We start from the raw sequence: 21,841 nt of genomic DNA on the forward strand, positions 1-21,841 counted from the left end.
TTTCCGTGTCGGGGTGCCGGTTCCGCTCCAGGAGGCGACGGCGCCTCAGGCCAGGGCGGGCGACTGGCTGCGCATGACCTCGGGAACCGTTTTGACGGGCAGGCCGGAGTCCGCCACTCGCCTCATGAAGCGCTCGAAGCTGTCCGCCCTGATCGACTCGGGGGCGCCGTCGGCCTGCTCGTCGATGCGGTGGAAGACCATGTGGGTCCAGCAGCGGTGCTCCCGGCAGCGGGCCAGCGCCTTCTCGACCTGGGACTCGGTGGTGTAGGAGCCGCAGTAGAAGACGCGCAGCCGGAACGGGTCCCCCGGTGCGAGGGTCTCCGGGGCGTTCTCGATGGTGCGCATCGAGGTGAAGTAGTCCTGGGAGGTGCGCAGCACCAGGTCGTTGTACCGCCCCATGGGCAGGGCGAAGTGGGCGGCGCCCTCGGGGTAGCCGTGCTCGAGGAGGAAGGATCTGATCGTCTCGAACTCCTGGCGCACCCCCGCCTCGTCGAGGGTGGTGAGATCGGTGGAGGCGTGGGCAGCGATATCCCAGCCGTGACGCTCGCGCATCTCGGCGAGCTGGGCGGTGCTCATGCGGCCGGGCAGTCCGACCTTGTCAGCGATGACGTAGGAGGTCGCCGCGCCGATGCCGCAGTCCTGCATGATCGCCCGGGCCGTCTTGTAGTCGCTGTCGTAGCCGTCGTCGAAGGAGATGGAGACGATGCCGCTGGCGGCCGAGGGCAGGGTGGCCAGGTAGCCGAGCCACAGGCGACTCGGCGCCGAGTCGGAGGAGGGCACGACCTTCAGGCGCACTCGCGTCACCCGGTCCAGCCGGGGGTGTCCGACGACGGAGCGCTCGGCAGCACGGTTGACGGTCACCCGGCACCAGCTTCCGGTGCGCAGCGTGCGCATGTCGGGAGCCACGTCCAGGCGCAGGCAGTCCTCACCCTCTCCGCCGAGCTCGAGCTGGATGCTCTCGATCTGCCGGTAGTCCTCGGCGCGCAGCCACAGGTCCCACTGGCAGTCGGTCATGTCGATGCCCGGCAGGGTCAGGTCCGCACTGGTGGGGCGGCGGGAGTCACCGGTGGTGGCGATCTCCAGCGACTGGGTCCCGTGGGAGTGGGTGGAGGTGTCGGGACGGATGGAGCCATCCCGGGAGGAGAGGGTCCAGGCGCGCGGGTCCTGCATATCCGATAGCACCTGCGAGGGCGCCGCGGGAGGGCCGGCGACCGGGGCCGGGGAGGCGTGAGCCGCCGTCTGCAGCTCAGGTAGAAGAGTGCTCGAGGCGGCTAGGGCGAGACCGCCCATGAGAAAGCTGCGACGCCTCATCCGTTCATGCTGCGGCAAGGTTCTTCTCCAGTTAACAGTCCACTCGGTTGGTTTCCTCTCTAGGATACGCACGAGATCGCTCTCACCGCAGACAAAAGTCGCGAGTACCCCTCCGCACGCCTGCCACATCGTGCTGCCAGGCCGTCAAGTCCCCGCAGATCCGCGCAAACCCGCGCATCTCCGCCGACCAGCACCGACCCCAAGTGAGGGAGATCACCTCCGTGCCGCCAGCCAGAAAAGAGGTCTGCCCCGCCAGTTTCCTGACGGGACAGACCTCTCATGTGGTGGACCTAGCGGGAGACTTGTCGAAACTTGCCCCGCCGGTGATTCAGATGGTGCGCGTACACCAGTCGATCCGTGCTCGACGGCACGGACCACACCGCCGGAGACGCCAACCACGGCAGACACCGCGGGGCATCCGAAGACCTTCTTCAACGAGCGGAAGCCGCCTACGCTGCTGGCGGGTCCTTCAAAGCCGCGGCCCGACAGGTTGGCCTTGGACACGAGCGACTCGCTCGCCTCCTGCGAGAACGCGGTGTCATCCTCCGCAACCACTCACCATAGACCAGCGAGATTCGGCTGATGCGTGCCATGTATGAGCAAGGGGCTTCACTGGAACGCGTGGGCGACAGGTTCGGTTACACGGCGGGAACAGTCCGCACACGCTTGATCATCGCCGGTGTCATGATGCGCGACACGCACGGCCGTGGAACAGTCCTGAAGGCGCAGCAGGACCATCGTTGACGAGCAACGTACACCGAGACACGTGACGCCTTGCCAGCTTCAACCTCACGGCCCAGGCGAGGGCGTGGCTGTCGTCCCGTGAACCTCGTCGCCAGATAGAAACACACCCCAGTGGGTGAGCTTTGGCCTCCTCACGCAACTCACGGAGGCGGTACGCAAGCAGCTCAGCAAGCATGCGTTCATTCGTCTTGGCGGCGAAGGAAACCTGGGAGGCGCAGAGAAGTGCGGCAGGGGTACGGTTAGCGGCGTCGCTTCTGCTGGACACGGAGATCGCGCCAGTCGTGAATGGGGCCGGTGATCGTGTCGAGCTGCTGAGTGTCGGGATTCCATCGGATCGCGGTTCCCGGGGCGAGGGCCTGTTCGAGGACGTGGGTGATGTGGGCCAACAGATGCCAGTCGACATCCCCGCGGCGTTGGAGGTGATGGCGCCATTCGATCGGTTGTGTAACGATCATCGGTCGGCGCAACCAGCGGGTCTGGATCGTCGCTATCTGAATCTCCCCGGCTCTGCAGGTCGAGTCACACATATGGCAGAACCAGCCGTAGGGCGCCCGGATCGCCCACGGCAGCGGAACGGTGCCGGTGGCGCTTCGGAGAAGCACGGCGGGATCATCTGGCCACAGCGGGGAGACCTCTGTACGCGCCGGTCGAGCAGGTCGCGGTGGGGTGGGGAGCCACTTTTCGAGTTCGCGGATTCCAGGCCGGGGTGCATACCAGCGGCGTGCCTGCGGATCCCAGCGGGCACCAGCAGCTTTGGCCTGGTCCTTCTCACGGTAGGCGACATCGAGCCAGATGCGTTGCATGATCACTACCCCTATCCCCTCTTCACCGCTGAGCCTGATGACTCCAGCGTACGTCGGTCACGAGGTCACGGCGACTCTCCGACCAGACTCATGAAGGATGCCCGCGTAAGAGGCTCGGTGCCTTATGTAGGGCTGCCCGCGAAGCTCGTGGACCGTGGTGGGCATGGGAAGTGGGTTGTCGATGCAGGCCAGGGCCGAGATCACGGGAAAGTACGCCAGGGTGTACACCAGGGCGTCGAAGAAGGACAAGGGACGGATCCTTGATGAGGTCTGCGCAGTCACTGGCTGGAGTCGGGACAACGCGCGCCGACGCCTGGTGGCCGCAGCCAAGCGCCCACCGGGTCGCCGAAAGTCGGCGGAGCGCAGGGCTAGAGCCCGCAGGTACTCCTACGACACCTTGAAGGTGCTCCAGCGAGTGTGGGCCGCCAGCGGCGGGCAGTGCGGCAAGTACCTCAAGGAGTCCATGCCGCTGCTGCTGGACCTGCTGGAGGCGAGCGGTGAGCTCGACGACGAGCCGCGCTACACCCCAGCCGTCAGAGACGAGCTGGTGGCCATGAGCGCGGCGACCACTGACCGCTACCTCGCCCCGGTGCGGGCTACCGAGCAGCTGCGGGGCAAGTCGACGACCAAGGCCGGTCCGTTGCTGCGCAGCTCCATCAAGATCCGCAAGGCCGGCGGGCGAGATCGAGGCTGAACCTGGGTTCTTCGAGGTCGACACCGTCGCCCACTGCGGGCCGACCCTCAAAGGAGAGTTCACCCGGACTGTGAACATGACCGACGTGCTCACGGGGTGGACCTTCACTCGCTCAATCCGAAACAACGCTGAGAAGCACATCATCTCCGTCCTGGACGCCGCCGTGGGATGCGTCCCGTTCCCCGTTTTGGGCATGGACTTCGATAACGGCTCAGAGTTCATCAACCACAGCGTGGTGCGCTGGGCCGGGGACTTGAACATCTACTCCCGCCCGCTCACGCCCCTACAGGAAGAACGACCAGGCCACCATCGAGTCGAAGAACAACCACCTGGTGCGCCGCTACGCCTTCTACTACCGCTACGACACCAGCGAGGAGCGCGAGGTCCTGGGCCGTCTCTGGGAGCAGGTCAACGTCAAGCTCAACTCCCCTAGACCCCCACCCGCAAGCCCATCGGATGGGGCACCGATAAGGCCGGCAGGCGCAAGCGCCTCTACGACGCTCCTCGTACCCCATTGGACCGGCTGCTGGACACCAGCGCCCTGACCAAGGCCCAGAAGACTGACCTGGTCTCGTACCGCAACCAGCTCAACCCCGCCTCTATCACCCGCCGCATCATCGAGCTCCAGAACGTTCTCATCCGCCTGGCCAAGGACAAGACCGACCAGCTCTACCTCGCCCTGATCCCAAGCATCCTGCCCGACGTCCACAAAGGCGTACGAGTCAGGAAAGCCTCCTAACCACCCCTCAACCTGGCGGGCATTCCTACATGAGGCACCGAAGACACTTCGCGGGCACCTTGACATGAGGCACCCCGGGACGGCGTCGTCTTATCGAGGGAACCAACTCGGCACCCCTGAGCTCACGCGGGAAGCGGAAGAGGTCTGCCCCGCCAGTTTCCTGGCGGGACAGACCTCTGAGGTGGTGGAGCTAGGGGGATTCGAACCCCCGACCTTCTCATTGCGAACGAGACGCGCTACCAACTGCGCCATAGCCCCAAGTGCGGACCGATCCTAGCATCGCCGCCGGGAGTCCTGGCAAGTTCGGTGGCGGTGAGCCCGCCCACCGCACCCGGGTCGCCCGGCGACGTGCCGCGGGAGCCCCGACGCTACTCGCCGGCGGCGCGGCGCCCCTCGAGGATGGCATCGAGGTCGATGGGATGGAAGAGCTCCTCCTCATCCTCCACGGGAGCCGGGATGTAGGCGCGGACCGACTGCGGGCGCGCGGGCACCGGCGCGGAGGTGCCCGGGTCGACCACCGGGTCGGCGTAGGAGCGCCGGGGGGCTCGGGCCGCCAGCGTGTAGGTCGGGGCGGGCACGTGGACCGGCCTCCAGCCCTGGGGCGGGGTCGACGTCGTCGCCTCCTCCTTGACGACTCCCTCCACCTCAACCGGGGCAGCGGCGGGGGCCTGTGGGCGGGCGGCCGGGCGGGCCGGCTCGGAGGCAGTCTGGGGGGCGGGCTGGGCGGAGGCCGTGGCGGTGCGCCGGGCCGACTCGGCGGCGACCTGCGGGGAGGGTGCCGCAGCGGCGCGCTCCTGAGCCTCCTGCTCAATGGCGCTCGCCTCGGCGAAGAGCTTGCCCCAACCGGGCAGGCCGCGGGAGGCCGAGGCAGGCAGGGAGGCGACGAAGTCCTTGGTGCGCGGTGAGCTCTCCTCGTCGCCGTCGCGGGAGACCGCCTCGCGCACGCCCATGTCCCGGGTGACCCGGCCGGCGTGGCGGGAGGGCACGTAGACCGAGGCGCGGCGGGCCGCCTCGCGCTCGGCGGCCACTGCTGCGGCGGTCTCGTCATCGAGGTCGGCGTCGAGCCTGGCCAGGCGCTCACTCTCGGAGTCGACGGTCCGAGAGGGGCGCGGCTCAGCGGTGCCGGTTGCCTCGGCGGGGCTACCGGCGACGGTCTCAGCGGACACCGCGGACTCCGCGGACGCAGAGCGCACGGCCGACCGCTGGGCGCCCTCGCGGGCGAGGCGCTCGATGAAGGAGTCCTGCGCGCCTGAGTCGCCAGCGGCCTCGACAGACTCGGCCGACACCGCGGACACGGCCGGCGACGCCGCACTGGCGCTGACAGCACTGACCGCACCGCTGGAGGCGCTGCGAGGGCCGTCGACGACGGAGCGGGGCGCGGCCACGACCGAGGCCGAGGAGCGCCGGCCGGTCAGGGTCACCAGGGTCTGCTCGAGCTCGGCGATGCGGCGACGCTCACGGCGGTCCGCCGCGGCCGAGGCCAGAGCGGCGCGGCGCCCGGCCACCATCGAGGCTCCCAGCAGGGCGGAGGGCAGCAGGGCGGGCCACCACGGCAGCGCGGTCACCAGGCCCAGCACCCAGGCGCCGAGCGAGACTCCAAGCAGGACGCTGGCGACGATCCCGCGGTGCGAGGCGGCGACCCGACGGCGCTCACGCCCCTGGGCGTGAACCTGGCGGGCACGGTCGAGCTCACGCTCGGTGCGCAGGGCGCGCACATTCCTCACGGCGGGCCTGTTCATCACCCTCACCTCCGGTCGACGTCGAAAGATCTCCGCATGCCCACTGTTCGCGCAGGTGTCGTCGCGTTCGACGGCGGCCGCACCCGTGGCCAGGACCCGCAGCTCAGCCGAGTAGCGGTCCTGGACGTTGGAGCGGCGAGCCATCTCGCGGCGCCCCACTAAAAGCGGAAGGAGGTACACGGAGAGAACCGTGATGAGGGCGATGACTGCCCAGATCTCGATTCCCACACCGCAACCGTAAGTGCGCCCACCCTCGTCCCCGCGCAGGAACACTCCGACTTTCCTTCGAAATACCTGGGATTCACGATGTCACACCGTCAGCATGACACCTCTGTCACCACATGAGTCACACCCGCTTCTTCCGCCTCCCTGACCACGCCGTGACCGACCGGCAGACAGCCTGCGTGAACGCGCCGTCAGCACCCCCATCGCTCCCCCGCGAGCGCCCCACGCCGCCCGGCGCGATCGCCGTGAAAAACGGTCACCCGCGCGCGAGTCGCTGCTCGAATCCGGCACCTTCGGGCCCGTGGACCTCCTCGGCGAGGGCCGCAAAGGAGACATGGTCGGCCCAGGCGCCGTTGATGTGCATGTAGCCGCGACGCAACCCCTCCTCGCGCAGCCCGAGACCGCGACACAGGGCCAGGCTGCGCTCGTTGTCGGGGCGCACGTTGATCTCCACGCGGTGCAGCCCCACCGGCCCCAGCAGGTGGTCCAGGACGAGGGCCACAGCCAGGCGCATGATCCCGCGTCCCTGCCAGGGCGAGCCGATCCAGTAGCCGACCTGGGCGCTGCGCGTGGCCCCCCAGATGATCGGGTCGACGGCGATCTGCCCGGCGAAGGCGCCGTCGACCTCGACGACGAAGGGCATCGCCTCGGCGAGCCTGGCTCGGCGCGTCTGGCGGCGCAGGAAGACGGGGAAGGTGCTCAGCGTCTCCCCGCCGCCGGCCGGCAGGGTCGCCTCCCAGGGGGCGAGCCGGTCGTTGTCCGCCAGTCGCAGCGCCTTCCAGGGCTTCTCATCCTCGGCCCGCAGCTCGCGCACGGCGACCCGGGGGCGCCCGGGCGACTGCGCGGCGCCGGACGCCCGCCCCTCCTGGGCGGCTTCGGGCTCAAGGCGCACCGGCCAGTTGAAGCGCGCCGGTGTCCCGGCCCCGAGCAGCAGGCCGGCGACGGCCCGCCGCAGCTCCCCGCCGAGGGAGTCGGTGGGCGTCGTCGAGGCCGAGTCGGACATCAGGCGTCCAGCAGGAGGCAGTGGAGGGTGTCGCCGGCCACCACGGTGCTCGTGTCCTCGGGCACGACGGCGATGGCGTTGGCCTCGGACAGGCCGTGCAGTCGGACCGAGCCCGGCGGCGTCGTCGGCTCGGCGCGGTATCCGCGGGAGGGCGAGCCGCTGACGTGCACGGGGACGAACTCGCGTTTGCCGCTCGGGGAGTGCCAGCCCTCGGAGATGGTGGCCGGCAGGCTGGAGCGGTGCAGGGAGGTGCGTCCGGCGATCTGGCGCAGGACTGGGCGCACGAAGGTCTCGAAGGCGATCTGGGCGCTGACCGGGTCGCCGGGCAGGCAGAAGATCGGGGTGCCCTCGACCGTCCCGACGCCGAGCTGGCGGCCCGGGGACATGGCGACGGCGTCGAAGCGCACCGACCCCAGGGGGGCCAGGACGTCTTTGACGGTGTCCCCCTGACCGACGCTCAGCCCCCCGGTGGTGATGAGGACGTCGGCGCGCACGAGCTGGTCCTCGATGGTGTCGGCCAGGGCCCGCAGCTCGTCGGGGACGGCGGCCACCCGGAAGGCCTGGCCGCCGGCGTCGGTGACCGCGCAGGCCAGGGCGTGGCCGTTGGCGTCGAAGACGTCCCCGGCCTCGCGGGACTGGCCGGGCTCGACCAGTTCGTCCCCGATGGAAACCACGACGACGCGCGGGGCAGGGCGCACGCGCACCCGGTGCATCCCGAGGCCCGCCAGGAGGGCCACATGGCGGGCGCTGATGCGCGAGCCCCGGGTGAGGACGGTCGTTCCGGACTTCACGTCCTCGGCGCGGCGACGGACGTTGTCGCCGGCCGCGGCGGCGTGGTGGATGGTGACCCGGGACTCGCCGCGGTCGGTGTCGGCCCAGGGGATGACGGCGTCGGCTCCCAGCGGCATGGGGGCGCCGGAGTCGATGAGGACGGCAGCCCCGGAGACGAGGTGGCAGGGGCGCATGTCGCCGGCGCGTACCGCATCGACGACGTCGAGCACGAGCGGGTTGTTGCGATCGGCCTCGGCGACGTCCTTGGCGATGACCGCATAGCCGTCCTGTCCGGCCAGGTCCACGGCCGGCAGGTCGATTCCGGAGACGACGTCCTGGGCCAGGACGCATCCGACGGCGTCGGGCAGGACCACGTCGAGGGGCGCTGCCGCCTGGGCGATCTCCAGGCAGGCGGCCAGGTGCTCGGCCACTGTTCTCATGACACTCAGGTTACCGTCAGGTTGACGACACGCGCCGTGCCCCGCCGGGACGAACGATTCAGGTGCAAGGTGTCATCACCTGCGAGGATGGGGCCATGACGACCGGCGCGCTGGACCTTCCCGATACGAGCCGACTCGAGGACGACGATGCCAAGGACGAGCTGCGCAAGGTGCTGCGGGCGCACCGTCGCGCCCATCACCACCACCCGGCCCAGGGACACACGGCGGCCTGCGAGGCCCTGACCGAGCACGCCCTGGAGGCGGTGGCCGGCGCGCAGAAGGTGGCGGCCTTCGTGTCGGTGGGGGCCGAGCCCTGTACCCGGCTACTGCTGGAGCGGCTTCACGAGAGCGGCGTCCAGGTCCTACTGCCGGTGCTCGGCCCTCGCCTGGCGCGCAGCTGGGGACTGTTCCAGGGCGGTGAGGACCTGGCGGAGCGGGCCCCGAGGCGCCCCCCGGAGCCCAGCGGCCCCAGCATGCCGGCCGAGGCGGTCGGCCAGGTCGACGCCCTCATCATTCCGGCACTGGCCGTGGACAGCGCCGGGCGCCGCCTGGGACAGGGCGGCGGCTGGTACGACCGGATGCTGCCGCTGCGCTCCCCGGAGGCCCACACCTTCGCCATCCTCCACCCCGAGGAGCTGGTGCCCGGGCCGCTGCCGATGGAGGAGCATGACGAGCCCGTGGACGCCGTCATCACGGCCCAGGAGTGGTTCCTGCTGGCTGCCGGCTCGCCGGCGCACGCCATGTCACCGGAGTCCTGAGCCCACCGACGCCGCCGGCCTCCGGGGGCCACAGGCTCACCGGAGGCGACCCCTGTCCACAGCGCCGAGGAGCGGGCGTGCCAGGCCGCGGCCGGCCGCCGACCCTGGTGGCATGAGAGCTCGCCATGGACTGCCCCGTCGCCCCTCCCTCAGCACCTCGCGGGAGCCTCACGATCCCCGAGGAGGGTCGTCTCGCTCCTTCGCGCCCGACTCCCGTCCGGCCCGTCCAGGCAGGCCGGCCAGGTGGGTCGGGGGCCGCCCCTCGCTCCTGCTGTGGCGACATCGCCACCTCGTGGTGGCCCTCTGCCTGGGAACCGCGGTCCTGGTGGCCCTCAGCGTGCTGCGACCCGGCCCCCAACGTGGGCAGCAGGTTCTTGTCGCCTCGCACGCGATCAGTGCCGGGGCGATCCTCACCGACCAGGACGTCTCGATCAGCACGCTTCCGGCCGGCACCCTCCCCCAGTCCCCGTTGACCTCCACGGAGCAGGCGGTGGGGAACCGCGCGGCCATCTCCCTGGAGAAGGGCACGGTACTGACGGCCTCGATGACCAGCGGCTCCCTGGCCCAGCAGCTGGGAGACGACGAGCGACTGGTCCAGGTGGCCATCGACGTCGGCGCCGAGCTGGCCCACCCCGGCGCACGGGTGGACATCATCGGACAGGCCCCCGATGGCTGGACGCCGTCAGGGCAGGACGACACCCCTCAGGGCGGGACGACGCAGAGTCCCGGAGAGCAACCCGAGGCCCCCACCACGCCGAACAACCCGGGGAACACCTCGACAACGAGTCCCACTGGAAGCCCCGACGCGCCTTCTTCACCAACCGACCAGGAATCACCAGGATTTCAAGAGTCTTCTCTGAGCATTTCCCAAGGAATACCGGCTGGACCTTTTGGAACGCACAGCACGGTTCTCTGTTCCGGAGCTCGCGTAGTGATGATTCAGCAGGTCGGAGAGGGTGGACAATGGACAGGAAACAAGAAAGTAACACTTATCACACTGGCTATTCCTGCAAGTAGCGCTACTCTGGTAGTTGGCGCGGCAACGAATAGCACGCTCGGCATTGCGCTGAGCCCGTAATGCCGCTGCGGCGTCTTACGCGAACGATAAGACACTCTCACTTCCAGCCCCCGATGGCGCACCCCCGGCAGACGTCTGCCCGCGCCGCTAGAAAGGATCGCCATGATTAAGGGATTCAAGGAGTTCATTGCCCAGGGCAACGCCCTCGAGCTCGCCGTCGCCGTCATCATCGGTGCCGCATTCAAGCCGATCGTCGACGCCATCACCAAGGTCATCCTCGACATTATTGGTCAGATCGTCGGCCAGCCGAACTTCGACTCCATCGGTCAGTTCAAGATCTTCGCAAGCTCCACCGAGTACATTCAGCCCGGCACGATCCTCACCGCCGTGGTGAACTTCTTCCTCATCGCCATCGCCGTCTACTTCGCCATTGTCCTGCCGACGAACAAGGTCAAGGAGCGCATGGCCAAGCAGAAGGCCGAGGATGAGGCCAAGGAGGTCACCGACGTCGAGCTGCTCACCGAGATCCGCGACCTGCTCGCCACCAAGCGCTGAGTCCCGCAGCGATCTGAGCATCGCCTTATCGCGTCACCGGAAGGCCCCGCCGATCCTCCTGATCGGCGGGGCCTTCCGCTTTCCCGCGCCGCAGTGTCGTCATGTGCTGCTCATGGCTGCTGGAGCTTTCGGGTGTCACAACATCCGGGGCAGAGGCCGGACGCTCATTCCTGAGATCGCTTGCTCACCTCAGCCCGAGCGGACGTGTTCGTTCATCGATACTCGGTGGTGTTCTGCGTGTACTGCACGAGGGTGGGGTGCTACTGGAGGAGGGTCGGGGGTACTGCAGGTAGGCGGGGCCCTCGTGCAGTACGCACAACCCTCGGCCAGTAGACCCCGACCCTCGTGCAGTAGGCCGACTCGAGGCAGCAAGGGGGCCAGGCTCGGAGCCGACGTTGAATCCCGGCCTCCGAGCTCCCCCATTGAGCGAGCGCCTTGTGATCGTAGAGTAGGTCGCGCGTTCGTACCCTGATCCCTCACCGCGAGACCTAAGGTACGAACGCGACAGCGGCCTATGCGACCGGATTCTCGTCAGCGACGGGGTTGCCCACGCGCAGCATGAGGAGCAGCCCGGTCACCAGCACATCAACGATCCCGCCATCGAAACGCCCAGTGAGAATCGTTGGAATGTTGAGGTTTGTCTTCGACGTGCAGCGCCGGTGCAGGGTTGGTGTCAGCACCATGGACACCGGCGAGCCGACAGGCCTCCCCCACCGGCCCACCATCGCCTCCAGGACGATCAGCCCCAGTGAGGGGGGACGTCGCGTCGGAGGCGGGCGTCATTGGAGCCGGTGCCACCAGGGGCGGGGGCGTCGAGCCCCTCTGCGGGACCGCTGAGGGCGTCGTGCTCGTAGTCCGCTCTCGCCAGATCCTCCGGGCTCTGACCGCGGGCCACACGCTCCCGGTCCCGAGGCGAGAGGGCCACCACTCGACGACGGCGCCGCGCGCGCCCGCGTCCGGGCGTCACGCCTCTGTCTGCGGCAGGCTCCGCCTCCGTGGCCCGTGCACAGCCCGATCCACCGGTCACGACGGCGTCATCCACTGTGCGGTTCACGCCGCCACTCGCGGCATCACTCACGGCATCGCTTGAGTCGCCATGGTCGTTCACTGAGTCATCCAGTACCGCTCGGGTGGCTTCAGCGGGTGCGCCGCACGGCGTTGGCCAGGACGGCGTCGATCCCAGAGCCGCGGCGGCGCAGAGCCAGGGCAGACCGCAGCTCCTCAACCTCCCCCGCCTCGGAGCGATTCACGCCGTCGGAGCGGATCCAGGCCATGAGGTCATCGAGCTGGTCGTCGGAGTAGGCCTGCAGCGGCAGCCCCTGGGCGATGCGGGGGCGTTCGGTGCGATCGTGGGCCTCGGCGGCCTGCGGCTCGGGCGCCTCAGCGACGGCCCGCACCGAGTCGTCGACGCGCTCGGGCACGGCCTCCATGTCCGGGGCGGCCTCGCCCTGACGCTCCACCAGGACGGCCAGGACGAGCTCCTCGACGGCCTTCGCCTCGGCCTCCGGGTCCACGAACACCCCGGCGGAGAAGGCCATGTGGACGCGCCACCCGCGCCGCTCAAGGCGTTCGACGCGGTGCCGGTCGCGCCGGCGCAGGCTGGGCTCGCTGATGTAGTCGACGTCGTCGGTCAGGACCGCCACGAGCAGCTCATCGGGGTAGTCGGGGTGGCCGATGGCCAGAGGAATGCGCACGCCGCCGTCGGTCCCGTAGCGGGGCACGACCGACAGGCCCTTGCGCCACAGGTGCTCGGCCAGGTCCACCAGGAGCCGGTCGGGCACCTTGCCGGCGGAGTTGCCGGACTGGGAGGAGTCCTCGGCCCGGGCCAGGACCTCGCGCAGCAGGCGGGCCCCCGGGGCGCGCAGCCGGTCGCGGTCGATGTCTGCGGCCGCCAGGCAGGAGACCACCTGGGTGCTGCCCCGCGAGGCGCACAGGGCCTCGACGAGCCCCACCATGCCGCTGTGGTCCGAGACGGGCCCGAAGTTGTGGATGGTGCGCCCGTGCGGGGTCTTGGCGTAACCCACCGAGATGATGATGTGGTCGCGCTGCAGGGCACGGGCCTCGGCCAGCTCGACGACGGTGAAGGGCTCGGCCGCCCCGGGGGCGAAGAACTCCTCCAGCGCGGGGGCTCCGGCCGCCGCCCGGGTGATGGCCGAGCGCAGGGCGTCGGCGTGCAGCCGGTTAAGCGCGATGACGGCCAGGGACTCCTCGGGCCGGGTCAGGGCCCGGTCGATCACCATGTCGACGACGCGGGAGACCTCGGCCTCCACTGTCTCGACCGCGGTCTGCCCGGGGGCCGGCATGCCCCGCCCGTCCACGAGTTCCAGGGTCAGGGAGGTGTCCCCCGGCGGGGAGGGCACGGCCTCGACGACCCCCTCGTAGCCGTTGGCCGCCAGGAAGGAGGCGATGCCGGCGTCGAGGCTGTTGCGGGACGTCGGCAGGGTCCGCGAGGGCAGGAGCGGGCCGAGCTCGGCGGCCAGGCCGGTCGTGGCGCGCCGGGAGTCGCCGACGACGAGCACCTGCTCGGCGCGCACGAAGGCGGGCAGCACCTGCGGGACGGGCATGGGCGTGGAGGCGTCCAGCACGGCCAGGTCCACCACTGCGGTGGGCGAGAAGATCTGGGGCACGAGCGTGGGCGGGACGATCCAGATCGGCCGGGCCAGCAGGGCCATGGGGTGGGCGTCGATGATCTCCCGCAGCGGGACCCCGTCCTCGCGGGCCAGGGCGATGTACAGGGCGCGCGCGTCGGCCTTGTCCTGCTCGACGGCAGCCCGCACCCGCCGGGCGCAGGCCTGGGCCACAGGGCCGGACAGGGAACGCGTGTGGGCGGCGTCGAGCTCGCGCAGCGAGACGGCCATCTGGGACAGGGCGCGCGCGTCGAGACCGCCGAGGTCGGGGTCGGCGGCAAGGGTCTGCGCCAGCAGGGAGGACCACCAGCAGTAGGTGAGCTCGGGCTCGAGCTGGTCGGCCTCGACGCCGCGGGCGGCCATGTCGGCCACGAAGTCGTTCAGTCCCAGGGTCTCGAGCTCGGTGCGGATGCGGTTGACCTCGGGGAGTTTCTGGGCGGTGAGGTCGTCGGCGGCCAGGGAGCGGGCCAGTTCCAGGAGATCCTCCAGGGGCATCTCCATGAGCACCGGGGAGTCCTGGGCGCGCCCCAGCAGCGGCTGCACCTCGGTCACGGCGCCGCGGGCTCGGCCGGCGGTGCGTCGCATCTCGTCCAGGCCCTGGGGCAGGCGGGGCCAGCCGCCGTCGGGGTCGTGGCGGCGCCACACCTCACGGCGGCGCTGGACCTTGACCAGCTCGGCGTGCAGGTCATCGACGACACGGCCCGGCCGCACCAGGTCGTTGGCTTGCCGGGTGAAGCGCCGGCGCCGCGAGCCGTCCATGTGGATGCCCCGCTCGTCGCGCCAGCGCTTGGAGGCGGTGGCGATGACCATGTCGGCGGCGGAGCGCTCGAAGACCTCGGGCAGGAAGACGTCCAGGGACTCGCGCACGCCGTCGAACATGTCGAGCTGCTCGATCCACTGGCCCAGGTTGCGGGCCCGGCTCAGGCCTGTGGTGCGGGCGACCACGGCCGTGTGCTCCTGGATGGTGGGCAGCAGGTCGTTGGCCAGGGCGCGCAGGTGGACGAGCGCATCGGTGGCCTCATCCATGTCCTCCACCGGGATCCCGTTCCAGGCGCTGGAGGAGACCTCCGGGGTGAACAGCCCCAGGGTGTGCCCGCGGCGCAGGAGGGTCAGGGCGTGCTCCCGACCGTCCTCATCGAGGCGACCCAGGTGCTCGGCGTCGATGCGGGCCCGGGTGGTCGCCCGGTCGCGACGGCTGGTGAGCTCGGCGAGCTTCTGCAGCGCCTCGTAGGCGGAGACCGACCAGGGCTCGCGGGGCCGGTGCAGGGCGCGCACGTAGCGGTCCAGGCGGGAGCGGACCGAGGTGAGGCGGTCGCGTGAGGCAATGATCCCGGCAACGTCGAGCTGGGGCGGTTGGACGCCCAGGCTCTCGCGGATGCCCTCGGAGGCGTGCTGGCGCCAGGCCGCGTCCTCGGTGAGGTCCAGGACCATGGAGCCCAGGCCCTCCTCGCGCAGGGCGGCCGCGACGGCGTGCCCGTCAGCGCTGGTGGCGGGCACGTGCAGGACGGTGCGCCCGGAGGCGGCGGCGTCGGCGAAGACGGCGGCCAGGGTGCCGGCGACGTCGGAGCCGGGGGGCGCGTCGATGAGGAAACTCGCCCCGGTGCCCACCGCCTCGATGACGTCGAGCTGGGCGGGCTCCAGGTCGCCCACGCCGCGCTCGGCGCCGGGGACCCGGTCTGTGGGGACGGCGGGGGGCAGCTCGACACTGAGGGCCTCGCGAGCGCCCTCGTCCCCGGCGATGGCGGCAACCAGGGCGGAGGTGCGCGAGCGCTCCAGGACGGCGTCGAAGTCCTCCACCAGGGCCTGGCCGGGGTGGACGAAGGCGCCGACGACGAGGCGCTCGTGAATCTCGAAGCCGGGCAGGAACTGCCGGCCCAGGGCACCGATGCGGGCCAGGGCAGCACGCGGCGTGAAGCCCGCCGAGGACAGGGCGGCGCGGGCGATGTCCCCGATATCGGTGGTGCACTGGTAGCGGCGCAGGGCGCGGGTGAGGACCGGGTTGACCTCGATGGTGGGGTCCAGGGTGAGGGTGGCGTCCGCGGTGGCGGTGGTCAGGCGCACGGGGCGCAGCAGGACGGGGGCGTTGACCGTGCGCACGCGCGGGGCCGAGGGGGCCTCGGGGACGGTCAGTCCGGCGGCGGCCAGGGCGTTGCGGGCGGCGTGCTCGGCGGCGATGCGTTCGACGTGCGGGATCTGGGCGGTCAGGTCCGCCTCCGGTGAGGCGCCGTCGGCCAGGTGGATGCTGCCGTCCTCCTCGCCGTCCTCGGGGACCGTCTCGTTCCAGGTGGCCACCCCGATGGCCAGGTAGACCGGGGCGACGCCGAACTGGCGGGCCAGCACGTCGGTGCGCGCCGAGACCTCGCGCAGGGACTGGCGGGCCTCGCCCAGGGCGTTGCGCTCGCGCACGATGCTGGACAGGTTGGTGGGGCGGCCGGCGTAGAGCTGGGCCAGGCCGGAGGGGTGGGCGGCGGTGAGGTCGACGACGCCGTCGAGCAGGGAGATGTCGTCCAGGCTGGCCACGCCCCCCAGGTCCACGAGCTGGCTGCGCCAGGTGGACAGAGCCGTGTCAATGCGCTCGCGCCGCTCGACGTCCGCCGCGCTCAGCGGCGGTGCGGGCGCGGGGCGAGCAGGGGCGGGAGGCTCCGGTGCGGGAGCGGGCTCGGGCTGGCACGGTGCGGCGGCCACAGCCCCCAGATCCGCGGCAAAACGCCGTCGGCTCGCGGTTTGATCCGAGCCGGTCGAGGAACGGGCACCCTTGCGTTCATCCTCCCGCAGGGCAGCATCGCGCCGTTTGCGGCCGAAGGAGAAGAACGAAGGCGTCATATGCTCAAGATATAGGCCGATCGACCCTTGGGCGTGGAGACGCACCGCGGCGTGGCACGCCCCATGGGCCGGCGCCGGCCGGCGCCCGCCAGCACCGGTATCTGCCGGCCGGCATCGGCCGACACGCAGTGCGCCTGCCACCGGCGTGCAGGGACACCGGGTGGAATCGATCGGGTCCGTCGGGCGGCGAGGCCTGCCGAGCGGACCCGGTGGTGTCAGTGCCCTCGATTGGATTCGAACCAACGACACCCGCTTTAGGAGAGCGGTGCTCTATCCCCTGAGCTACGAGGGCCTGGAGGGAAGACTACCAGCGGATCGCCCCACCCATGACCACACGGGCCACGGGGTGGCGCCGCGGCGAGCCGAGACGTGCTCGCCGCGGCAGGTGGGGCCTCAGGCCCGGCCCCACGGGGTGGAGGTGCGCGAGGTGCGCCGCTCCCCCTTGGCGTGGTGCGTCGGCGCGACCAGCACAGGGCAGGAGGCGTGGGACAGGACAGCCTGGCTGGTGGAGCCCAGCAGGAGACCGGAGAAGCCCCCGCGCCCACGCGAGCCGACGACGATGAGGTCCACGGCAGTGGAGAACTCGGCCAGGAGCTCGGCCGGATTGCCGTCCAGGGCGTGGCGGCGCACCGTGACGCCCTCGTGGCCCTCGAGGGCCTCATTGATGGCACGGTCGAGTCCGGAGCGGACGTCGGCCAGGACCTGCTCGCGGTCGACCGCGGCAGGCAGCCAGGCCAGCGCCCCGGCCCCGGAGGCCATCGGGACGGCGGCGATGGCGGTGAGCTCGGCGCCCCACGCCTCAGCCTCGGTCACGGCCCACTTGAGGGCCCGGCGGGCCGAGGAGGAGCCGTCGACCCCGACGACGATGCGGCGTACCGGCGTGTAGTCGGCTCCCTCGTTGTGCTGGGGCACGACGACGGCCGGGCAGTGGCTGTGCGCGGGAAGGGCCGAGGAGACGGTCCCCAGGAGCCGGTCGGCGAAGCCGCCACCGCCCCGGGTGCCGACGACGGCCAGCGTCGCCTCCTCGGAGAGGTCGACGAGGACCCCGGCCGGGTCCCCGGTCTCCAGGGAGGAGGTGACGGCGACGCCGGACTTCTTGACACGTTCGACGGCCTCATCGATGACGGCCTGGGCGCCGGACCTGATGGCCGAGTCATCGAGCGCCGCATAGCCGCCGTCGAGAGAGGCGGTGGTGAAGGAGGGCAGGGAGTAGGCGCACAGGATGTGGACGCGCCAGCCCTGGCACTCAGCCCGCGCCACGGCCCAGTCCACTGCCGCCAGGGACTCCGGTGAACCATCGACTCCAACGAGGACGACATTGTCATCAGTCATGGGATCTGCCCTTTCTCGAGATCACGGTCTACGACCCTAGGAACATTCTGCCCCGAAAAGGGGTGTGGGGACCACCACATGAAGGGGCTTGTCCTCGTTTTGCTCCCTCGAGACGCCCCGTTGACCGGCGTTGAGCAGCATCGACCGACCCCACCCTCCTGACACGCTGTGAGGGGTGAGCGCCTGATGGCGCTCACCCCTCACGGTGAAGACTTCAGCGTCCGATATCAGCCGACGCGAACGAAGCTCGGGGAGCCCCAGATCTCGCGGTAGACCACACCGGTGGACTCGTCACCGGCGTCGATGACCTTGCCGTCACCGGCGTAGATGCCGACGTGACCGGGCCAGGTGACGAGGTCGCCGGGCTGGGCCTCAGAGGCGGACACCTGGGTCCCGGCCACGGCCTGCTCGCCGGAGGTGCGGGGCAGGCTGATGCCGACCTGGGCGTACACGTAGGAGGTGAAGCCGGAGCAGTCGAAGGCGCTCGGGCCGGAGGCGCCCCACACGTAGGGGGCACCGACGTACTGCATGGCGATGGCCACGACAGAGGAGTTGGCGGCGCCGGTCGGCGCAGCGGCCGGGGTGGCCTGAGCGGCCTGCGTGTCGGCGGCAGCGGAGTCAGTGCCCTGGTCAGCAGCAGCGGCAGCCGGGGCGGCGGCCTCGGAGGAGGTCTGCTCGGCCTGGGCGGCGGGGGCCTCGGGGGCGGCGGGCGCCTGAGGAGCCGCAGGGGCGGGGGCAACGGCCTCCACCTCGGGTGCAGCCTCGGTGACCCAGTTGACCTGAGACATGGTGACCTGCTGGCGGGCGGCCAGGGCCTCGCGAGCGTTGGCGGCGAAGATGCCAACCCCAGGGGTCACGCCGGAAGCCTCGATGGTGCCGGAGGAGGTGACCTCGGTGTGGCCGGCGGCGTTGGCTCCCGAAGCCATCATGGTCAGGGCGAGGCCGGACGAAGCGGCGACAGCCAGACCGCGGCGCGCGGTGGGAGCAAAGTCATCCAGTGGGGTAAGGGCGCGGGTGGCTTTGCGGTGACGTGCGGTGGTGCGTGAGGACATGAATGCTTTCTCCTGTTGAGCCGACGAGGTGAGCTGTCGGGTTCGGACTGGAGACGTCCGGCCCGCAGATGCGGGCTTCACCCCAAGGCCGCTTCGGCTGTTCGCCTGGGCGACCGGTAGTTGGTTCCCCCGTTCCTGCCACTTGAGTTGTTGGTTCCACGAGCCTCAGACCGAGCGGCAGGACTAAGCCCCGATCCGAGACATCACCGAGACGGTTGTCTGCGGCAACGACCTGAACGCTACATGACAGACCCACGCTTCGTCACGGCCAGGTGTCACACACTCTTGTGAGCCGAAGCACTATGAAGCACTTCTCGCTTTTATCCATATTGCCCCAGGGACCTCAGTCCATCGGCGCGCTCGCAACAAGAACCGGAAAAGCGCGAGATGACGCGGAAAAATTGCATGGACCTCGACGGAACCCCGACATAGGCCCTCTGTCCCAGCAACTATGGGACCCCACAGCGAGGGAGTTCGGGCGGCCGTCACGCCGTCACCGAGGCGGACCCCACACATCTCACTTCCTGAGACAGATAACACCCTTGAACCCTCTGCCTGCACAGGGTGTTTTCAGGGTTCCTTGAGGGGGCTGACAGGCAGGTCGAGCGTCGGCGCTCAGCGCCGCACGAAGAGGTGGCGGGCGACGTCGTCGGCCAGGACGACGGGATCACCGGAGGACCCGACGAGCCTCACTCCACCGGCACTGACGCGCAGCTCCACCTCGGCCCCGGCGACGATCTGCGCGTCCTCGAGGCTGGCGAGGAGCTCCGCGTCGGCCTGGATCGGCTCCCCGATGCGGCTGATGACGGCCGTGACGGTGTCGCGTCCGGCGAAGCGGTCCACACTGACCTCATCGGCGGAGGGTCGCGGGTGCTCCGCGGTCCGCGGCGGGACGGGGTTGCCGAAGGGGTCGGTGGAGACGTCGTCGAGAATGTCGGCGAGGCGCTCCTCGACCTGCTCGCTCATGACGTGCTCCCATCGGCAGGCCTCGTCGTGGACGAATCGGCGCTCGATGCCGATGACGTCCAGCAGCAGTCTTTCAGCGAGCCGGTGCTTGCGGATCACGTCGGTGGCACGCCTGCGGCCCTCATCGGTGAGCTCCAGGGAGCGGTCCTCGGCGACCTTGATGAGGCCGTCACGCTCCATGCGCGCCACCGTCTGGGACACCGTGGGACCCGAGTGATCGAGACGCTCGACGATGCGGGCACGCAGCGGGGGAACGCCGTCCTCCTCAAGCTCATAGACGGTCTTGAGGTACATCTCGGTGGTGTCGATCAGCTCGGTCATGGGGTGGGCTCCTGCTTGAGGTGGGTTACCGCGGACATTCGATGCCTCCGGAAGGGCTCGCTCACCGAACCGCGTTCCTCGCCAGGATAGGCGTCACCCTGTGATGTGGGCCAGTACCACCTGAAAGCGCGCCGATCCTCGGCTGGGGAGGACTCCCCGTGCCGGGGAGATGCGCCACAGGTAGCGTACGTATTACTCGTTTGGCGCCCGGTGCGGTCCGGTCATGCGGTGCGAAGCGGCGTCCGGTGGGTGTCAGTCGGCGCTAGTCGGCGTCGTCAGCGCGGGTCTGCTGCGGGGTCTGCGGCGGCGTCGGTGGTGTTGGCGACTTCGGTGCGGCCCGAAGGTAGGGGCGGGTGGAGGAGTAGTGCAGGGACAGGTTCCAGTGCCTGTAGCTCCAGGCGGCGGCGACCAGCGCGGTGAGGACAGCGCTCAGACCACCGACCGCGATCGCCATGCGCGGCCCCCAGGTGTCGGCGACCCAGCCGATGAGCGGGGAGCCGAGCGGCGTCGACCCCAGGAAGAACATCATGTAGATACTCAGAACCCGCCCGCGCATGGAGGGCTCGGTGGTCATCTGCACGGTCTGGTTGGCGCTGGTCAAGAGGGTCAGGACGCAGAGGCCCACTGGGATCGTCATGACCATGAAGGTCGGGTAGGTGGGCATGATGGCCAGCAGGAGGGTGAACACCCCCAGGGCGAGGGCCGCCAGCACGACGGTGCGGGGGCGCGGGTTACGACGTCGGGCCGCCCACAGGGCACCGGAGAGGGAGCCGACGGCGAAGACTGAGGAGACGGTGCCGTAGGCGTCGGACTCCAGGTGGAAGACGGTGCGCACCATCGCGGCCATGGTGACCTGGAAGTTGAGGGTGAGCATGGAGACGACGGCGACCACGGCGATGATGACGACGAGGTCGGTGCGGCCGCGCAGGTAGGTCAGGCCCTCGCGGAGCTGGCCGGCGGCGCGGCGGGCGCGTGGCATGTCCACCAGCTCGCTCACGCGCATGGCGACCAGTGCCACGGCCGGGAAGACGAAGGTGGCGGCGTTGACGGCGAAGACCCAGCCGGCGCCGACCCAGGTGATGACGACGCCGGCGAGGGCCGGCCCCAGGAGGCGGGCGGCGTTGAAGGAGGCCGAGTTGAGGCCCACGGCGTTGGACAGGTGCTCGGCGGGCACCATCCGGGCCACGAAGGTCTGGCGGGCGGGGGCGTCGTAGGCGGCGGCGACGCCGGTGAGGAAGGCGGCCAGGTAGACGTGCCACAGGTGAGCGGTGCCGGCCAGGACGTCAACGGCGAGGACCGCGGAGACCAGGCCCATGGCGCTCTGGGTGAGGATGAGGAACTTGCGCTGGTCGACCCGGTCGGCGACGAGGCCGGCGTGGGCGGACAGCAGCAGCATGGGGAGGAACTGCAGGGCCGTGGTCAGACCGGTGGCGGAGGCGGAGTCGTCAGTGAGGACGCGCAGCACCAGCCAGTCCTGAGCCACACGCTGCATCCAGGTCCCGGTGTTGGCCACGAGGGCGGACAGGAACCAGATCCGATAGTTGTGGAATCTCAAGGAGGCGAAGATGCCACCGCCGGGGCGGCGCGGTGAGGTCATGCGGGTCATGTCCTGACGTGGTGACGACGTGGGGCGGATTGACGAGTGTCAGGGGTGGTGCCGACGGGTACGAGGCGGGCGACGAAGGCCCCGTCTGAAAAGAGTAGACCCCGGCGTACCAACGATTCTTGCCGACGTGCCCGATTGGCTCCATGGCACCGAAGACACCAAAGACACCGGAACCGCCGTGCCAGTCACCCGAAAGTCACAAAATGGTTACGGCAGCAGACGGTGTTCCTGGAGAGGCGCGAACGGTGAGCGGTGACGGCTATGGCTATGTGCCGGAATCGAGCCCCGAAGAGTCTCCTCGGATGGAGCCTCCC

General features: G+C 70.1%; 18 protein-coding genes, 2 tRNA genes and 1 riboswitch. Of the genes, 6 read left to right on the forward strand and 14 right to left on the reverse strand.

Annotated elements, in window-relative coordinates; translation table 11 throughout:
- Window positions 1–45 precede the first annotated feature (45 nt).
- Complete coding sequence (locus JJJ14_RS11220; protein ID WP_201444176.1) at window positions 46–1,311, reverse strand: polysaccharide deacetylase family protein; 1,266 nt, start codon at window positions 1,309–1,311, stop codon at window positions 46–48.
- A gap of 983 nt (window positions 1,312–2,294) precedes the next feature.
- Complete coding sequence (locus tag JJJ14_RS11225; protein ID WP_201444177.1) at window positions 2,295–2,858, reverse strand: DUF5710 domain-containing protein; 564 nt, start codon at window positions 2,856–2,858, stop codon at window positions 2,295–2,297.
- 163 nt (window positions 2,859–3,021) lie between these two features.
- On the opposite strand from JJJ14_RS11225, the gene JJJ14_RS11230 reads away from it, so the two are divergent.
- The 3 genes from JJJ14_RS11230 to JJJ14_RS11235 all read left to right on the forward strand — a co-directional run bounded on the left by JJJ14_RS11230 (window position 3,022) and on the right by JJJ14_RS11235 (window position 4,291).
- Window positions 3,022–3,552: a hypothetical protein gene (locus tag JJJ14_RS11230; protein ID WP_201444178.1), complete on the forward strand. Its 531-nt coding sequence runs from the start codon at window positions 3,022–3,024 to the stop codon at window positions 3,550–3,552.
- Window positions 3,542–3,985, forward strand: coding sequence for an integrase catalytic domain-containing protein (locus JJJ14_RS12810; protein ID WP_442859498.1), 444 nt, complete (start codon window positions 3,542–3,544; stop codon window positions 3,983–3,985). The genes JJJ14_RS11230 and JJJ14_RS12810 overlap by 11 nt, the downstream gene beginning before the upstream one ends.
- Before the next feature lie 81 nt (window positions 3,986–4,066).
- On the forward strand, window positions 4,067–4,291 hold the full coding sequence (locus tag JJJ14_RS11235; RefSeq protein ID WP_201444179.1) for a hypothetical protein: 225 nt from the start codon (window positions 4,067–4,069) through the stop codon (window positions 4,289–4,291).
- A 182-nt stretch (window positions 4,292–4,473) separates the two neighbouring features.
- On the opposite strand, the gene JJJ14_RS11240 is transcribed toward JJJ14_RS11235, so the two are convergent.
- The 4 genes from JJJ14_RS11240 to JJJ14_RS11255 all read right to left on the reverse strand — a co-directional run bounded on the left by JJJ14_RS11240 (window position 4,474) and on the right by JJJ14_RS11255 (window position 8,469).
- Window positions 4,474–4,549, reverse strand: a tRNA-Ala gene (locus JJJ14_RS11240).
- 110 nt (window positions 4,550–4,659) lie between these two features.
- Window positions 4,660–6,258 (reverse strand): hypothetical protein, encoded by a 1,599-nt coding sequence (locus JJJ14_RS11245; protein WP_236592823.1) that lies wholly within the window; start codon window positions 6,256–6,258, stop codon window positions 4,660–4,662.
- A 253-nt stretch (window positions 6,259–6,511) separates the two neighbouring features.
- The gene (locus JJJ14_RS11250) at window positions 6,512–7,258 is read right to left on the reverse strand and encodes a GNAT family N-acetyltransferase (RefSeq protein ID WP_201444181.1); all 747 of its coding nucleotides are present in this window, start codon (window positions 7,256–7,258) and stop codon (window positions 6,512–6,514) included.
- A complete protein-coding gene (locus tag JJJ14_RS11255; protein ID WP_201444182.1) occupies window positions 7,258–8,469 on the reverse strand; it encodes a molybdopterin molybdotransferase MoeA in 1,212 nt (403 codons plus the stop codon). Before JJJ14_RS11255 ends, JJJ14_RS11250 begins: the two co-directional genes overlap by 1 nt.
- A gap of 95 nt (window positions 8,470–8,564) precedes the next feature.
- On the opposite strand from JJJ14_RS11255, the gene JJJ14_RS11260 reads away from it, so the two are divergent.
- The 3 genes from JJJ14_RS11260 to mscL all read left to right on the forward strand — a co-directional run bounded on the left by JJJ14_RS11260 (window position 8,565) and on the right by mscL (window position 10,800).
- The gene (locus JJJ14_RS11260; protein WP_201444183.1) at window positions 8,565–9,227 is read left to right on the forward strand and encodes a 5-formyltetrahydrofolate cyclo-ligase; all 663 of its coding nucleotides are present in this window, start codon (window positions 8,565–8,567) and stop codon (window positions 9,225–9,227) included.
- A 292-nt stretch (window positions 9,228–9,519) separates the two neighbouring features.
- A complete protein-coding gene (locus JJJ14_RS11265) occupies window positions 9,520–10,305 on the forward strand; it encodes an SAF domain-containing protein (protein WP_201445175.1) in 786 nt (261 codons plus the stop codon).
- A gap of 102 nt (window positions 10,306–10,407) precedes the next feature.
- Window positions 10,408–10,800, forward strand: coding sequence for a large conductance mechanosensitive channel protein MscL (mscL, locus tag JJJ14_RS11270; protein ID WP_201444184.1), 393 nt, complete (start codon window positions 10,408–10,410; stop codon window positions 10,798–10,800).
- Between the two features lie 512 nt (window positions 10,801–11,312).
- Here the strand turns inward: mscL and JJJ14_RS11275 are convergent.
- The 8 genes from JJJ14_RS11275 to JJJ14_RS11310 form a co-directional block, all read right to left on the reverse strand.
- Entirely contained in the window at window positions 11,313–11,489 is a 177-nt protein-coding gene (locus tag JJJ14_RS11275; protein WP_180806273.1) for a hypothetical protein, read from the reverse strand.
- A gap of 50 nt (window positions 11,490–11,539) precedes the next feature.
- On the reverse strand, window positions 11,540–11,854 hold the full coding sequence (locus JJJ14_RS12655) for a hypothetical protein (protein ID WP_233431779.1): 315 nt from the start codon (window positions 11,852–11,854) through the stop codon (window positions 11,540–11,542).
- Between the two features lie 82 nt (window positions 11,855–11,936).
- Window positions 11,937–16,250: a DNA helicase gene (locus JJJ14_RS11285; RefSeq protein ID WP_201444185.1), complete on the reverse strand. Its 4,314-nt coding sequence runs from the start codon at window positions 16,248–16,250 to the stop codon at window positions 11,937–11,939.
- A 219-nt stretch (window positions 16,251–16,469) separates the two neighbouring features.
- Window positions 16,470–16,542 (reverse strand) — tRNA-Arg (locus tag JJJ14_RS11290).
- Window positions 16,543–16,643: 101 nt separating this feature from the next.
- Window positions 16,644–17,582 (reverse strand): universal stress protein, encoded by a 939-nt coding sequence (locus tag JJJ14_RS11295; RefSeq protein ID WP_009407622.1) that lies wholly within the window; start codon window positions 17,580–17,582, stop codon window positions 16,644–16,646.
- Window positions 17,583–17,809: 227 nt separating this feature from the next.
- The gene (locus JJJ14_RS11300) at window positions 17,810–18,634 is read right to left on the reverse strand and encodes a C40 family peptidase (RefSeq protein ID WP_101559723.1); all 825 of its coding nucleotides are present in this window, start codon (window positions 18,632–18,634) and stop codon (window positions 17,810–17,812) included.
- Between the two features lie 3 nt (window positions 18,635–18,637).
- Window positions 18,638–18,800, reverse strand: a riboswitch (cyclic di-AMP (ydaO/yuaA leader).
- Window positions 18,801–19,249: 449 nt separating this feature from the next.
- On the reverse strand, window positions 19,250–19,921 hold the full coding sequence (locus tag JJJ14_RS11305) for a metal-dependent transcriptional regulator (protein ID WP_101559722.1): 672 nt from the start codon (window positions 19,919–19,921) through the stop codon (window positions 19,250–19,252).
- 262 nt (window positions 19,922–20,183) lie between these two features.
- Window positions 20,184–21,518 (reverse strand): MFS transporter, encoded by a 1,335-nt coding sequence (locus JJJ14_RS11310; protein ID WP_075379493.1) that lies wholly within the window; start codon window positions 21,516–21,518, stop codon window positions 20,184–20,186.
- Between the last annotated feature and the right edge of the window lie 323 nt (window positions 21,519–21,841).

The organism is Actinomyces sp. HMT 175, assembly GCF_016694895.1.
GTDB classification, from domain to species: Bacteria; Actinomycetota; Actinomycetes; order Actinomycetales; family Actinomycetaceae; genus Actinomyces; species Actinomyces oris.

Coding starts and splice junctions, on each gene's coding strand:
- JJJ14_RS11220 (WP_201444176.1), bottom strand. CDS start 1,311: ATGAGGCGTCGCAGCTTTCTCATGGGCGGTCTCGCCCTAGCCGCCTCG.
- JJJ14_RS11225 (WP_201444177.1), bottom strand. CDS start 2,858: ATGCAACGCATCTGGCTCGATGTCGCCTACCGTGAGAAGGACCAGGCC.
- JJJ14_RS11230 (WP_201444178.1), top strand. CDS start 3,022: ATGGGAAGTGGGTTGTCGATGCAGGCCAGGGCCGAGATCACGGGAAAG.
- JJJ14_RS11250 (WP_201444181.1), bottom strand. CDS start 7,258: ATGTCCGACTCGGCCTCGACGACGCCCACCGACTCCCTCGGCGGGGAG.
- JJJ14_RS11255 (WP_201444182.1), bottom strand. CDS start 8,469: ATGAGAACAGTGGCCGAGCACCTGGCCGCCTGCCTGGAGATCGCCCAG.
- JJJ14_RS11260 (WP_201444183.1), top strand. CDS start 8,565: ATGACGACCGGCGCGCTGGACCTTCCCGATACGAGCCGACTCGAGGAC.
- mscL (WP_201444184.1), top strand. CDS start 10,408: ATGATTAAGGGATTCAAGGAGTTCATTGCCCAGGGCAACGCCCTCGAG.
- JJJ14_RS11285 (WP_201444185.1), bottom strand. CDS start 16,250: ATGACGCCTTCGTTCTTCTCCTTCGGCCGCAAACGGCGCGATGCTGCC.
- JJJ14_RS11295 (WP_009407622.1), bottom strand. CDS start 17,582: ATGACTGATGACAATGTCGTCCTCGTTGGAGTCGATGGTTCACCGGAG.
- JJJ14_RS11300 (WP_101559723.1), bottom strand. CDS start 18,634: ATGTCCTCACGCACCACCGCACGTCACCGCAAAGCCACCCGCGCCCTT.
- JJJ14_RS11305 (WP_101559722.1), bottom strand. CDS start 19,921: ATGACCGAGCTGATCGACACCACCGAGATGTACCTCAAGACCGTCTAT.
- JJJ14_RS11310 (WP_075379493.1), bottom strand. CDS start 21,518: ATGACCTCACCGCGCCGCCCCGGCGGTGGCATCTTCGCCTCCTTGAGA.